Raw genomic sequence first — 13,410 nt, forward strand, 5'->3', positions numbered from 1 at the left:
TGATCAGAGAGTGCTGAGGAAACCGGACCAGCTCCCGGCGGAGAAGAGCAGCGCGGGTCCGGCCGGGTTCTTGGAGTCGCGCACGGCGAGCAGTCCGGCCCCGGGGCCGGAGCGCGGCCGGGCCGTCTCCACGCAGTTGTTGGCTCCCGTGCTGTAGCTGCTGCGCAACCAGCGCACGTCGTGCAGGTCGGTACTGGCAGGGACGTTCCGAGGCAGAGCTGACATGGTGCCTCCTTACGCGCCGTCACCTATCCCGGCGATGTAGTCCAACGTGTCCTCGGGTGAAAGGGCGTGCATCCGAAGGGTGTCGAAGGCCTCCGCGTAGGCCATGAGGTCTTCTTTCCGTTCGAGGTAGAGGCTACTCGTCAACTGGTCGAGAACAACCACGTCCAGATCAGAAGTGCTCGGAAATGACAAGATAACGAAAGGCCCGGTGAGGCCGACATGCGCTCCGGCGCTGAACGGCAGTACCTGGAGCCGGACTTGGGGCAGCCGGGCCGCCTCCATCAGCCGCTCCAGCTGCCGGGTCATGACCTCGGGGCCGCCGACCTCGCGCCGCAGCACCGCCTCGTCCAGCACCGCGCTCAGCTCCAGCGGGGGGTCGGCGCGGAGCACGTCCTGCCTGGCCAGCCGTACCTCGACCAGCGCGTCCAGACCCTCCTCGTCCAGGTCCGACACGGCCGCCCGGGTCACCGCACGGGCGTACTCGGGCGTCTGCAGCAGGCCGGGTACGACCGTGGTCTCCAGGGTGCGCATCGTGCTGGCCTGCGACTCCAGGCTGATGAAGTCCCGGTACGCGGGCGGCAGCACCCCGCGGTAGGCGTGCCACCAGCGGTGCCGGTCGCCCGTACCGTCCGAGCCCGCCAGCATCAGCAGCAACTCGCGCAGCTGTCCGTCGCGTACCTCGTAGGCGTCGAGGAGTAACCGCACATCGGCTGGTTTCACACCACTGGCCCCGGTCTCGATACGGCTGACTTTCGACTGGTGCCAGCCGACCAGCCGGGCCGCATCACCGCTCGTGAGCCCAGCACCGGTGCGCAGCGTGCGCAGTTCGGCGCCCAGTTTGCGGCGGCGCACGGCCGGCCCGTTCTGCATGGGCTCCTCCTTACTCCTTCCGGGCCGCCCAAATACGGTCTCGCGTCGTAGAGTTCACCGCTTTGGGCGACAGATATATGCATATCTTGGTGGATCGCTCCCCGTGACCGGCCCCGTGATGGCAGTCTGACGAGCAAGCACCAGTCCGGGACCGTACTCGAACCATCCGGCTCCGTGTCGGACTGCGGTCCCGTGGGAAAGGGACGACGTCGCCATGGCAGACCATCTGGAAGCATCCGTCACTCTGCCGAGCGATCCCGCCTCGGTCTCCGCGGCCCGCACGTATGTCGTGGGCACGCTCGCGGAGTGGGGCCTGCCGTCGGACACCGAGACGGCCGACACCGTGCGGCTCATCGTCTCCGAACTCGCCACGAACGCCGTACAGCACACCTTCGGTCAGTCACCCACCTTCACGGTCGACATCGCGCTGGACCGTGACGAACATCTGCGCATCGGCGTCACGGACAGTCACCCGCGCTTTCCGAAGAGACTGCCCGCCGCCGTCCAGCAGGACAACGGCCGCGGCATGGTCATCATCCGCTGGCTCACCGCGGAGTGCGGGGGCAGACTCCGTGTCCGCCCCACCCGCGAGGGTGGCAAGACGGTCTCCATCGAACTCCCGTGGATCATCCCGGCCGAGCCGGTTCCCGCGGCGGGACCACAGGAGCCGTAGCCCTCCGGACAGGGGCGCGGGCGCGTGGTGCTGGTGCTCTCACCGCGTGCCGCATCGAGGAGGACGGGGTGACGACACACGAGGGTGCCCGAGGGAGCAAGGCAAGGTCACCCCGGTACGGCAGGACAACACCGAAGGCCCCGGGACGGCCCGCTCGGGCGCTCAAGCTCCCGGCGAGCGGCCCGCTCGGCCGAAGGCTCCTCGGAGCAGTGCGCGGAAGGCGTCCGCGGCCGGCGTGGATTCGTCCGGGCGGTAGGCCACGGAGATGGTGCGGTGCAGGCGGCCCGCTTCCAGGGGGCGTACGCCGACCGGTGTGGAGGCCGTGCGGGCCACCATCTCGGGGACGACGGCCACGCCGAGCCCGGCGCTGACGAGGGCGCAGACCACGGCGTATCCCGGGGTCGGTACCAGCAGGGCCGGTGTGGCGCCCGCCTCGGACAGCAGCGCCTCGATGTCCCGGCGGGCCGGATGGTGCGGCGCCATGCTGATCAGCGGCTGTCCTGCCAGCTCGGCCAGGGGCAGCCGGGACGAGGTGCTGCTCAGGGCGTGTCCGGGCGCGGTCACCAGCACCAGCTCCTCCACCAGGACCGGCTCCAGACGCACCGACGACGGCACCGGGGAGCGCTCGGCCGGGTGGTAGGTGTGGGTCAGCGCCAGGTCCACCTCGCCGGCCGCCACCGCCGTGACCCCGGTCGGCGGATCGTAGTCCGCGACCGACAGCGTCACGTCCGGGTGGGCCCGGCGGAACGCGCTCAGCGCCGGTGGCAGCAGATGCACCCCTGCGGTCGGGAAGGTGCCGAGCCGCAGCGCGCCGCCGGTGAGACCGGTCAGCCGGGCCAGCTCGTGCCGGGCCTGTTCCAGCTCGTCCAGCACCCGCCGGGCCCGGGCCACCAGCACCTCGCCCGCCTCGGTCAGCCGCGCCCCGCGATGGTGCCGCACCAGCAGCGCGGTACCCGCCTCCCGCTCCAGCTTGGCCAGTTGCTGGGAGAGGGCGGGCGGCGTGTAGCCGAGCCGGTCGGCGGCCCGGGTGATGGAGCCGGCCTCCGCGACGGCCACCAGTGCGGCCAGCCGGGTGGGGTCGTACATGGGACCAGCCTAAAGCATTGCTTCAGGCTCACCCAGAAAAGCCGAAATACCTGCTGAAGGCTCTGCCAAGGCAGTCTGGGCACATGGACGGACAGCTCATCGCCTTCACCGGTATCGCCGCCGGTCTGGTCGCCATGCCGGGCGCCGACTTCACCGTGGTCGTACGCAACGCGCTGGTCTCACGCCGGGCCGGCGCGGTCTGCGGGCTCGGTATCGCGGGCGGACTCCTGGTGCACACCACCCTGGCGGTGGCCGGTGTCGCGGCGGTGCTGGTGGCCGTGCCCGCGCTGTTCCGGGCGCTGCAACTGCTGGGCGGCGCCTATGTGCTGCACCTCGGGGTGCGCACGCTGTGGTCGCTGCGGGGAGCCGTCCAGTCGCCGAAGGACACGGCGGCCGAGCCGGCGCACCCGCTCCGGCAGGGCTTCGTCACCAACGTCCTCAATCCGAAGGCCTCGCTGACCTTCCTCAGCCTGCTGCCGCAGTTCGTGCCCGCCGGGAGCCCCGCGCTGCCCCGGACCCTGCTGCTCGCGCTCATCGTGTGCGCGCTGGCGCTGGTGTGGTTCCAGGTGGTCGCGCTGCTGGTGGACCGGCTGGGCGGATGGCTGCGCCGGCCCCGGGCCGCCCGTGGGCTCCAGGCGGGCACCGGGGTGGCGCTGACGGTGCTGGGAGCGGCCCTGCTGCTGGAGCCGCTCCTGCCCTGACGGCGGGTCAGCTGACCCGGCCGTACCAGACGCTCGACGTCCAGATCTTCTCGAGCCGGACCACGGAACCGGTCCTCGGGGCGTGCCAGATCTTGTTGTGCCCGGCGTAGATGCCGACGTGGTAGACGTTCGAGCCGTAGTGGAAGAACACCAGGTCACCAGCCCTGCGATGGCTGGCGGAGATGTGGTTCGTCCGGTTGTACTGCTGCGCGGCGGTCCGCGGCAGGGTCTTGCCCGCCTTCTTGAACGAGTAGAGCGTCAGCCCCGAGCAGTCGAACCTGCGCGGCCCGGTGGCCCCGTACTGGTACGGGGACCCCTTCTTCGAGGCCGCGACCTGCAGTGCTTTGGTCGCGAGGGTCGCGGCCGAGGCATCGGTGGCGAGCCCGGGGACCGCGATCGAGCCGCCGACGGCGGCGAGGGTGAGGGCCGAGGCCGTGCCGGCCCGGACCATGAGCGACGGGACACGATTAGGCGCAGTCATGCGCAACCCTTCGTCAGCCGCCTGTGAAGGATGACCTGTCGGATTCGGGCTGGCGAAGTTGCCCGGCCGCGTTGCCGCGGCTTCACCCCAAGGGTTGCTCGGAACGTCCGGCCGTCTGCGACGTGCAGACGAACATCCGTTCCGGCGACCCGTCTTGCCTGGGTCCTCCACTCCTGCCGATCCACTCCTGTCGACCGGTCATCCGGGACGGCGGCAGGACTCGGCGTCCGCCCGGACCGCCCCGCCGCGGTGGCGGGGGCTTGTCGTCGGACGGGATCTTCGCCCACACCGGTCCGAAAATCCCAATGCATCCGTGGATTTGTGGTGTTACTCACCACTCGCCCGTTCGGGTGGACAGTGTTCTGTTCGAGGCGCCGTCAGATCCCCGACGTAGCCCCCGACCTGGGAAGAAGCGCTTTCTCGGGAACGGCGGACACACGCTGGGCGCAAGTCGGGAGGCTCGTAGAATGATCGGGATATACACCGGTCGGCGGTACGTCGTTCGGGCCGTTTCAACTCCGGCGAGGGCGGCTCCTGTCGACACCCGGGCCGCGTCAGGCCGGTCCGGCGTCCGGATCAGCCGACACCGTCGGGCGGGAGCGCGACGCGCGCGGTACGGCGTTCGCCGTCCAGCACCCGCAAGGCCCGTGCCAGCGTGTCCCCGTGCAGCTCCGTCTCGCCCCGCCGGTGCATCAACGCGAGGGCGTCACGCAGCTCTGCGGCCTTGCGTGCCAGGGCCTGGGCGGCGCGCAGCCCGTGATAGGTGTCCCCGCCGTGCGCGGGGTTGATGCGGCCCAGCAGGTCGGCGGCCTCGAGATAACGGTCGATCAGATCGCCCTCGGCACGCGTGAGTGCGGGCAGTGGCGGCAGCTCCGGCAGCATCGGCGGCTCACCTCGCGTCCGGTGCGCCGGGGGTGCTCCGCCGGCCGGGCACGACGGCGTCGACCAGGCCGTAGGCCACCGCCCCGGCGGCGTCGAGGACCAGGTCCCGCTCCAGATCGCGCCGCACCTGCTCGGCCGTGCGCCCGGTGTGCCGTGCCAGCATCTCCTCCGCCACCGTGCGCATCCGGGCCAACTCCTCGGCCTGGATGAGCAGATCGCTGAACTGACCCTGCATCGGTTCCGGGAGCTGCGGCTGCTCGATCACCATGCGGGCGCCCGGCAGGGTGAACCGCTTGCCCGGCGTGCCGGCCGCGAGCAGCAGCGCGGCGTGAGAGGCGGCCTGTCCCAGGCAGTAGGTCGCCACGTCGCAACTGACGTAGCGCATCGTGTCGTAGACCGCCGTCAGCGCGCTGAACGTGCCGCCGGGGGAGTTGACGTACAGCGTGATGTCCCGCTCCGGGGCGGCGTGTTCGAGGTACATGAACTGCGCCATCACGTCGTTCGCCGCCGTGTCGTCCAGCGCGGTACCGAGGAAGACGATCCGGTCCTCGAAGAGCTTGCCGTAGGGATCGAGCGTGCGGGCACCGCTGCCGGTGCGCTCGGTGAACTCGGGCAGGACATGACGGGCGGACGCTCGGGACATGGGACACCCCTTCTCATCGCACGGAGCCCGGCGGGCTCGGCTTCTGTAAAAAATGTACAGGACGTACCTGACGTACGATGGCGGTATGGCCTACGAGATTCCGGTGACGCAAGCCAGGGCTGAGCTCGCCGATCTGATCAACCGGGTGGTGTACGGCGGTGAGCGCGTCGTCGTGACACGGCACGGCAAGCCGCTGGTCGCGTTGGTCTCGGCCGCCGACCTGGAGCGGCTGGACGCGCTCGAGGAGCCGGCCGAGGAGCAGGTGATCAGCTCGGTGTCCGGGGTGCGCGAGGTCGGTTCCGCCCCGCGCGAACAGCGGCGGTTCGGGATCGCCGCCGAGCATTCCGGTCACGGTGTGGCCGCCGAGCACCGCGGTCACGGCATGCCCGGCGGGCACGGCGGCCCGGGCGTGTCCTGACCTGTCGGCGGTATCGCGGCTCCCATCGCCCGGTCATCGGTGGATCAAGGTCTGGTTAACGTCACTGAAACTCCGGCGCTCTAGCCTGCCGATCCACGCCATCAGGGGTTTTTCTGCCCGGATTGACGACGATCCGGGTATTTGTCTGTGTGTTACACCTATCCCCGTCGCGATGGCTGCGGCAACCCGGACCCCGCACGGTCCGGAGCAAGGACTGTGAGGTGGGACGTGCAACTGACCCCGCATGAGCAAGAGAGGCTGCTGATCCACGTGGCGGCCGACGTGGCCGAGAAGCGCAGGGCGCGCGGGCTCAAGCTCAACCACCCGGAAGCGGTCGCCCTCATCACGTCGCACATCCTGGAGGGCGCGCGTGACGGCCGTACCGTCGCCGAACTCATGTCCTCCGGTCGCAAGCTCCTCACCAGGGACGACGTCATGGAGGGGGTCCCCGAGATGATCCACGACGTCCAGGTCGAGGCCACCTTCCCGGACGGCACCAAGCTCGTCACCGTCCATGAGCCGATCATCTGAGGGGGCCGCGATGATTCCCGGAGAGATCCTGTTCGCGGACGATCCCGTCCTGGTGAACGAGGGCCGCGAGGTCACCCGCCTCACCGTTCTCAACGCCGCCGACCGTCCGGTCCAGGTCGGCTCCCACTACCACTTCGCCGAGGCCAACCCCGGCCTGGAGTTCGACCGTGCCGCGGCGCGTGGCAAGCGGCTGAACGTCGCCGCCGGCACCGCCGTGCGCTTCGAGCCCGGGATCCCCGTGGACGTCGAACTCGTGCCCCTGACCGGCGCCCGGATCGTGCCGGGGCTGCGCGGGGAGACCGGAGGTGCCCTCGATGCCTGAGATCTCCCGCGGCGCCTACGCCGACCTGTTCGGGCCGACCACCGGTGACCGCATCCGGCTCGCCGACACCGACCTGCTGATCGAGATCGAGGAGGACCGCTCCGGCGGACCCGGCGCGTCCGGCGACGAGGCGGTGTTCGGCGGCGGCAAGGTCATCCGCGAGTCCATGGGCCAGTCCCGCGCCACCCGGGCCGAGGGCACCCCCGACACGGTCATCACCGGGGTCGTCATCGTCGACCACTGGGGGATCGTCAAGGCCGACGTCGGCATCCGCGACGGCCGGATCACGGCGATCGGCAAGGCCGGCAACCCGGACACGATGGACGGCGTCCACCCCGGCCTGGTCATCGGCCCCGAGACCGAGATCATCGCGGGCAACGGGCGGATCCTCACCGCCGGCGCCATCGACGCGCACGTCCACTTCATCTGCCCCCAGATCGCCGACGAGGCGCTGGCCTCCGGCATCACCACCCTGGTCGGCGGCGGCACCGGCCCCGCCGAGGGCTCCAAGGCCACCACCGTCACGCCCGGCCCCTGGCACCTCGCCCGGATGTTCGAGGCGATGGAGGCCTACCCGGTCAACGTCGGCTTCCTCGGCAAGGGCAACACCGTCTCGCACGAGGCGATGCTCTCCCAGATCCGGGGCGGCGCGGCCGGCCTGAAGCTGCACGAGGACTGGGGCTCGACCCCGGCCGTCATCGACGCCGCGCTGACCGTTGCCGACCGCACGGGCATCCAGGTCGCCATCCACACCGACACCCTGAACGAGGCCGGTTTCGTCGGCGACACCCTCACCGCGATCGCGGGCCGGGGCATCCACTCGTACCACACCGAGGGTGCCGGCGGCGGGCACGCGCCGGACATCATGACCGTGGTCTCGCAGCCCAACGTGCTGCCCAGCTCCACCAACCCGACCCGGCCCTACACCGTCAACACCGCCGAGGAACACCTCGACATGCTGATGGTCTGTCACCACCTCAACCCCGCCGTCCCCGAGGACCTGGCGTTCGCCGAGTCCCGGATCCGGCCGTCCACCATCGGTGCCGAGGACGTCCTGCACGACCTCGGCGCGATCTCGATCATCTCCTCCGACTCCCAGGCCATGGGCCGCGTCGGCGAGGTGATCCTGCGCACCTGGCAGACGGCCCATGTGATGAAGCGCAGGCGCGGGGCGCTGCCCGGTGACGGACGCGCGGACAACCACCGCGTGCGTCGCTATGTCGCCAAGTACACGATCAACCCCGCGCTGGCCCAGGGCCTCGCCGCCGAGATCGGCTCCGTGGAGACCGGCAAGCTCGCCGACCTCGTGCTGTGGGAACCGGCGTTCTTCGGGGTCAAGCCGCACCTCGTGCTCAAGGGCGGGCAGATCGCCTACGCGCAGATGGGCGACGCCAACGCCTCCATCCCCACCCCGCAGCCGATCCTGCCCCGCCCGATGTACGGCGCGATCGGCCGGGCCCCGGCCGCCAACTCGGTCAATTTCGTGGCCCCGTTGGCGATCGAGGACGGGCTGCCGGAGCGGCTGGGCCTCGGCAAGCGGTTCACGGCGATCGCGTCCACGCGTGCGGTGACCAAGGCCGACATGCGCGAGAACGACGCCCGGCCCGACGTGCGGATCGACCCCGACAGCTTCGCCGTCCACATCGACGGCGAACTGGTCGAGGCCACCCCGGCCGCCGAACTGCCCATGGCCCAGCGCTACTTCCTCTTCTGAGGGGATCGTCATGTCACGGGCAGCACTTCTCGTCCTGGCCGACGGCCGCTTCCCCGCCGGAGGACACGCGCACTCCGGCGGGGCGGAGGCCGCCGTCAAGGCGGGCCGGATCAGCTCCGCCGCGAGCCTGGAGGACTTCTGCCGGGGCCGGCTGCACACCGCCGGGCTGGTCGCGGGCGCGCTGGCGGCCGCCGCCGTACTCGGCGTGGACCCCGGGGAGCTGGACGCGGCGGCGGACGCCCGTACGCCGTCGCCCGCCCTGCGGGCCGCCGCGCGCCGCCTCGGCCGGCAGCTGGTGCGGGCGGCGCGATCCGCCTGGCCGTCGGCCGAACTCGACGCGCTGGCACGGCGGTTCCCCAAGGGGGCGCACCAGCCGGTGGTCCTCGGCCTCGCAGCCAGGGCGGCCGGGCTGGGGCCGGACGACGCGGCGTACTGCGCGGTGTACGAGAGCGTCAGCGGGCCGACGACGGCGACCGTACGACTGCTGAGCCTCGACCCGTTCGACGCGACCGGTGTGCTGGCCCGGCTGGCGCCGGAGCTGGACCGCGTCGCGGATGCGGCGGTGGAGGCGGCGCGGAGAGTGCTCGACGAGGGTGTCGACGCGCTGCCGGCCGCGTCGGGGCCCTTGCTGGAGGTCGGGGCGGAGTGGCACGCGGCCTGGCCCGTGCGGCTGTTCGCGTCGTAGCCGGAATCGCCCCCGCCGCCCCTACCCGTCCCATACCCAGGGGCTTCGCCCCTTCGACCCCGCCAGAGGGCTCCGCCCCCTGGACCCCCGATCGGCCTGAACGGCCTCGTCCTCAAAAGCCGGACGGGCTGATTGATGCCGGACCTGGCTGAAAATGGAGCCGCTGTTATGCACCTCGACCACACCTACACCGGCCCTGCCGCCGTCAGTGCCGACGCGCACCGTCCCGACGGCTCGCGGCGGGCCCTGCGCATCGGGCTCGGTGGGCCCGTCGGGTCCGGGAAGACCGCGACCGTCGCCGCGCTCTGCCGGGCCCTGCGCGACGAGCTGTCGCTGGCTGTCGTCACCAACGACATCTACACCCGTGAGGACGCCGAGTTCCTGCTCCGCGAGGCCGTGCTGCCGCCCGAGCGGATCACGGCCGTGGAGACCGGCGCCTGCCCGCACACCGCGATCCGCGACGACATCTCCGCCAACCTCGAAGCCGTGGAGGACCTGGAGGACGCGGTCGGCCCGCTGGACCTGATCCTCGTCGAGTCCGGCGGGGACAACCTCACCGCGACCTTCTCCCGGGGGCTCGTGGACGCGCAGATCTTCGTGATCGACGTGGCCGGCGGCGACGACATCCCGCGCAAGGGCGGTCCCGGTGTCACCACCGCCGACCTGCTCGTCGTCAACAAGACCGACCTCGCGCCCCACGTCGGCTCCGACCTCGCCCGGATGGCCGCCGACGCCAAGGCCCAGCGGGCCGAACTCCCCGTGGTCTTCCAGTCGTTGCGCGGCGAGCGGGGCGTCGCCGACGTGGCCGCCTGGGTGCGCGAGAGGCTCGCCGCGTGGACCGCGTGACGGCCACCGGGGTACGGGCGGACACGCGGATCGTGGCCCGCGCGGACGGCCGTGGCGGCACCGCGCTGCCCGTCCTGGACAGCGACGGCCCGCTGGCCCTGCGCCGCACCCGGTCGAGCGGCACCGGGGCGAAGGTCATGGTGGTCGGCGCGATGAGCGGCCCGCTCGGCGGCGACCGCTTCACGCTCACCGCCCGGGTGGAGCAGGGCGCCCGGCTGCACGTCGGCTCCGCCGCCGCCACCCTCGCGCTGCCGGGCCAGGCCAAGGACGAGGCCCGCTACGAGGTACGGCTCGACGTGGCCGACGGCGCCGAACTGCGCTGGCTTCCCGAGCAGTTGATCTCGGCCCGCGGCAGCGACCTGCACGTCACCACGCGCGCCGAACTCGCCGCCGGCGCCCGGCTCGTGCTGCGCGAGGAGCAGGTGCTCGGACGAGCCGGAGAGGAGCCCGGGCGGCTCACCAGCCGGCTGACGGTACGGGTCGCGGGCCGGACGGTGCTGGACCAGGAACTGTCCTGTGGGCCCGGGGCGCCGGGGGGATGGGACGGACCCGCCGTACTCGCCGGGCACCGTGCGGTGGGCCAACTCGTCGTCGTACGCCCGGAGTTCGCGCAGGAGCCGGTGCAGGCGCGGATGGTGGACGAGTGCGCGGCCCTGGTACCGCTGGCCGGCCCGGCGGTTCTGGTCAGCGCCGTCGCGCCCGACGCCCTGCGCCTGAGGCGCGTCCTGGACCAGGCGTTGGCCCAGTTCGGCTGAAGCGCGCGCCTCCGAAGGGGCGTTGACCGTCAAGGGGACACGACCATCCGTTTATCGGATTGGTAAAGATGACGGGCACCCCTCTGTTCTCAGACGGCTCACAGCCGAGAGGATCCCCCGGACTGACCACTCGCAGTGATCCTGCATGTAGGGGGAGGGGCCCACTTGAGGGACAACAGACCGAAGAGCCGCCTGCTGGCGCTCGGTTCGGCCGGAGCACTCGTCACCGCCACCCTGGTCGCCGGTGCCGTCTCGGCACCCGCGGCCAGTGCCGCCGGCCGGCCCGGCCAGGACCGGGAGGCCCAGGGCGCGGCGATCGCCGCCGCCCGCGCCGCCAAGGCCGGCATCGACTGGCAGGACTGCCCGGCCGACTGGGGGCTGGAGAAGCCCATCCAGTGCGGCTGGGTCAGCGTGCCGCTGGACTACGCCCACCCGTACGGCAAGCAGATCAGGCTCGCCGTGGACCGCATCGGCAACACCGGCACCAAGGAGGAGCGCCAGGGCGCCCTCGTCTACAACCCGGGCGGCCCCGGTGGTTCCGGCATGCGTTTCCCGCGCCGGGTCACCACCAAGAACCCCGTCTGGGCGAACGTCGCCAAGGCCTACGACTTCGTCGGTTTCGACCCGCGCGGCGTCGGCCACTCCGCGGCCATCTCCTGCGAGGAGCCGCAGGAGTTCGTGAAGGCGCCGAAGATGGACCCGGTGCCGGACACGGAGGCGGACAAGCTGGCCCAGCGCAAGCTGGCCCGCCAGTACGCGGACGGCTGCCTGGACCGCACCGGCCGCGCCGTGCTGCAGCAGATGACCACGCCCAACACCGCCCGCGACCTGGACGTCATACGTGCCGCCCTGGGCGAGAAGAAGCTCAACTACCTCGGCGTGTCGTACGGCACCTACCTCGGCGCCGTCTACGGCACCCTCTTCCCGGGCCACCTGCGCCGCATGATCGTGGACAGCGTGGTCAACCCCGCCCGCGAGAACATCTGGTACCAGGCCAACCTGAACCAGGACATCGCCTTCGAGGGCCGCTGGAAGGACTGGGAGGACTGGGTCGCCGCGAACGACGCCGCCTTCCACCTCGGCACCACCCGCGCCGCCGTCCAGGACAAGTGGCTCCAGCTGCGCGCCACCGCCAAGAAGAGCCCCATCGGCGGGGTCGTCGGCCCGGCCGAGCTGATCTCCTTCTTCCAGAGCGCGCCGTACTACGACTCCTCCTGGGTGCCGGTCGCGACGGTGTTCGGCAAGTACTTCGCCGGTGACACCAAGGCGCTGGTCGACGCCGCCGCCCCCGACCTGTCGAACACGGCCGGGAACATCTCCGCGGAGAACGGCAACGCCGTCTACACGGCCGTCGAGTGCACCGACGCCAAGTGGCCCACCAGCTGGAAGAAGTGGGACCGGGACAACACGGAGCTCAACAAGGACTACCCGTTCATGACCTGGGCCAACGCCTGGATGAACCTGCCGTGCGCCACCTGGCCGGTCAAGCAGCGGACCCCGGTTGACGTGCGGTCCCACAAGGGCCTGCCGCAGGTGCTGATCGTGCAGTCCACCCGGGACGCGGCCACCCCGTACGAGGGCGCCGTCGAGCTCCACAAGCGGTTCCGGGACTCCCGTCTGATCACCGAGAAGGACGCGGGCTCGCACGGTGTGACCGGCTTGGTCAACCCCTGCATCAACCAGCGCGTCGACGCCTACCTGCTCGACGGCACGCTGGACGGCGCGGACGTGACCTGCGGCCCGCACGCCACGCCCAAGCCGTAACCGGACCCGGTACGGCGACGAGGGGCGGCCGGACTCTCCGGCCGCCCCTCACATGTTCCTTCTGCCGGCAACAGCGGTCAGCTCAGCGGTGCCCGCGGGAACCTGCGCTCTTTCTTCTCGGCCGCCTGTGCCGCCTTGACGACCGCCGCGTACTCGTCGACGTACTCCTGCTCGGACAGGGTCAGGATGGCGTACATGATCTCGTCGGTGACGGCCCGCAGGATCGCCTTCTCCCGCTCCATGCCGGCGTAGCGGGAGAAGTCGAGGGGCTCGCCGAACCGGATGGTGACGGGGTGGATGTTCGGGACGACCTTCCCGGGCGGCTGGGCCTCGAACGTGCCGATCATCGCACACGGCACGACCGGCACCCCGGCCGTCAGCGCCATCACCGCGACGCCGACCTTGCCCTTGTAGAGCCTGCCGTCGTGCGAACGGGTGCCCTCCGGGTAGATCCCCAGCAACTCGCCCCGGCCCAGCACCTTCAGGCCCTCGCGGATCGCCGCCTGCCCCGCGTCCTTGCCCGAGCGGTCCACCGGGATCTGCCCGGCGCTGCGGAAGAAGAACGCCGTGAGCCGGCCCTTCAGGCCCGGGCCGGTGAAGTACTCCGCCTTGGCGAGGAAGGTGATCCGGCGCCGCAGCATCGCCGGCATCAGGAAGTGGTCGGAGAAGGACAGATGGTTCCCGGCGACGATCGCGGGACCGGAGTCCGGCACGTGCTCCAGTCCCTCGATCCGGGGCCGGAAGACCAGTCTCAGCAGGGGACCCAGCAACACGTACTTGAGCAGGTAGTAGAACAAGGGGTCGCTCCTCACTC

General features: G+C 71.3%; 17 protein-coding genes and 1 riboswitch. Of the genes, 10 read left to right on the forward strand and 7 right to left on the reverse strand.

Annotated elements, in window-relative coordinates:
- Positions 1-3: 3 nt before the first annotated feature.
- Both ABB07_RS33085 and ABB07_RS33090 read right to left on the reverse strand, forming a co-directional pair.
- The gene (locus tag ABB07_RS33085; protein WP_208902156.1) at positions 4-225 is read right to left on the reverse strand and encodes a DUF397 domain-containing protein; all 222 of its coding nucleotides are present in this window, start codon (positions 223-225) and stop codon (positions 4-6) included.
- 9 nt (positions 226-234) lie between these two features.
- A complete protein-coding gene (locus ABB07_RS33090) occupies positions 235-1,095 on the reverse strand; it encodes a helix-turn-helix domain-containing protein (RefSeq protein ID WP_208902157.1) in 861 nt (286 codons plus the stop codon).
- A 214-nt stretch (positions 1,096-1,309) separates the two neighbouring features.
- On the opposite strand from ABB07_RS33090, the gene ABB07_RS33095 reads away from it, so the two are divergent.
- A complete protein-coding gene (locus tag ABB07_RS33095) occupies positions 1,310-1,768 on the forward strand; it encodes an ATP-binding protein (RefSeq protein ID WP_208902158.1) in 459 nt (152 codons plus the stop codon).
- Positions 1,769-1,930: 162 nt separating this feature from the next.
- Here ABB07_RS33095 and ABB07_RS33100 read toward each other — a convergent pair whose 3' ends face one another.
- Positions 1,931-2,854 (reverse strand): LysR family transcriptional regulator, encoded by a 924-nt coding sequence (locus tag ABB07_RS33100; protein ID WP_208902159.1) that lies wholly within the window; start codon positions 2,852-2,854, stop codon positions 1,931-1,933.
- Positions 2,855-2,937: 83 nt separating this feature from the next.
- On the opposite strand from ABB07_RS33100, the gene ABB07_RS33105 reads away from it, so the two are divergent.
- Positions 2,938-3,555, forward strand: coding sequence for a LysE family translocator (locus ABB07_RS33105; protein WP_208902160.1), 618 nt, complete (start codon positions 2,938-2,940; stop codon positions 3,553-3,555).
- Between the two features lie 7 nt (positions 3,556-3,562).
- Here the strand turns inward: ABB07_RS33105 and ABB07_RS33110 are convergent, their stop codons facing one another.
- The 3 genes from ABB07_RS33110 to ABB07_RS33120 all read right to left on the reverse strand — a co-directional run bounded on the left by ABB07_RS33110 (position 3,563) and on the right by ABB07_RS33120 (position 5,561).
- A complete protein-coding gene (locus ABB07_RS33110; RefSeq protein WP_208902161.1) occupies positions 3,563-4,036 on the reverse strand; it encodes a C40 family peptidase in 474 nt (157 codons plus the stop codon).
- A 3-nt stretch (positions 4,037-4,039) separates the two neighbouring features.
- Positions 4,040-4,193, reverse strand: a riboswitch (cyclic di-AMP (ydaO/yuaA leader).
- 419 nt (positions 4,194-4,612) lie between these two features.
- Positions 4,613-4,918 carry a hypothetical protein gene (locus ABB07_RS33115; RefSeq protein ID WP_208902162.1) on the reverse strand — a complete coding sequence of 102 codons (306 nt, stop codon included), beginning with the start codon at positions 4,916-4,918 and terminating at the stop codon, positions 4,613-4,615.
- Positions 4,919-4,925: 7 nt separating this feature from the next.
- Positions 4,926-5,561, reverse strand: coding sequence for an ATP-dependent Clp protease proteolytic subunit (locus ABB07_RS33120; protein WP_208902163.1), 636 nt, complete (start codon positions 5,559-5,561; stop codon positions 4,926-4,928).
- Between the two features lie 85 nt (positions 5,562-5,646).
- Between ABB07_RS33120 and ABB07_RS33125 the strand changes: the two genes are divergently transcribed.
- The 8 genes from ABB07_RS33125 (at position 5,647) to ABB07_RS33160 (ending at position 12,596) form a co-directional block, all read left to right on the forward strand.
- Complete coding sequence (locus ABB07_RS33125) at positions 5,647-5,979, forward strand: type II toxin-antitoxin system Phd/YefM family antitoxin (RefSeq protein ID WP_208902164.1); 333 nt, start codon at positions 5,647-5,649, stop codon at positions 5,977-5,979.
- A gap of 228 nt (positions 5,980-6,207) precedes the next feature.
- Positions 6,208-6,510 (forward strand): urease subunit gamma, encoded by a 303-nt coding sequence (locus ABB07_RS33130; RefSeq protein WP_208902165.1) that lies wholly within the window; start codon positions 6,208-6,210, stop codon positions 6,508-6,510.
- 10 nt (positions 6,511-6,520) lie between these two features.
- Positions 6,521-6,832 carry an urease subunit beta gene (locus ABB07_RS33135; RefSeq protein ID WP_055709741.1) on the forward strand — a complete coding sequence of 104 codons (312 nt, stop codon included), beginning with the start codon at positions 6,521-6,523 and terminating at the stop codon, positions 6,830-6,832.
- Positions 6,825-8,546 (forward strand): urease subunit alpha, encoded by a 1,722-nt coding sequence (locus ABB07_RS33140; RefSeq protein WP_208902166.1) that lies wholly within the window; start codon positions 6,825-6,827, stop codon positions 8,544-8,546. The genes ABB07_RS33135 and ABB07_RS33140 overlap by 8 nt, the downstream gene beginning before the upstream one ends.
- 10 nt (positions 8,547-8,556) lie before the next feature.
- The gene (locus ABB07_RS33145; RefSeq protein WP_208902167.1) at positions 8,557-9,231 is read left to right on the forward strand and encodes an urease accessory protein UreF; all 675 of its coding nucleotides are present in this window, start codon (positions 8,557-8,559) and stop codon (positions 9,229-9,231) included.
- A 168-nt stretch (positions 9,232-9,399) separates the two neighbouring features.
- Positions 9,400-10,077 carry an urease accessory protein UreG gene (ureG, locus tag ABB07_RS33150; RefSeq protein ID WP_208902168.1) on the forward strand — a complete coding sequence of 226 codons (678 nt, stop codon included), beginning with the start codon at positions 9,400-9,402 and terminating at the stop codon, positions 10,075-10,077.
- Entirely contained in the window at positions 10,074-10,832 is a 759-nt protein-coding gene (locus ABB07_RS33155) for an urease accessory protein UreD (protein WP_208903717.1), read from the forward strand. The genes ureG and ABB07_RS33155 overlap by 4 nt, the downstream gene beginning before the upstream one ends.
- Positions 10,833-10,997: 165 nt before the next feature.
- Positions 10,998-12,596, forward strand: coding sequence for an alpha/beta hydrolase (locus ABB07_RS33160; protein WP_208902169.1), 1,599 nt, complete (start codon positions 10,998-11,000; stop codon positions 12,594-12,596).
- A 77-nt stretch (positions 12,597-12,673) separates the two neighbouring features.
- On the opposite strand, the gene ABB07_RS33165 is transcribed toward ABB07_RS33160, so the two are convergent.
- Positions 12,674-13,393, reverse strand: a complete 720-nt coding sequence (locus ABB07_RS33165) for a lysophospholipid acyltransferase family protein (protein ID WP_208902170.1) — start codon at positions 13,391-13,393, stop codon at positions 12,674-12,676.
- Positions 13,394-13,410 lie beyond the last annotated feature (17 nt).

This window comes from Streptomyces incarnatus (assembly GCF_001027185.1).
Lineage (GTDB): Bacteria > Actinomycetota > Actinomycetes > Streptomycetales > Streptomycetaceae > Streptomyces > Streptomyces puniciscabiei.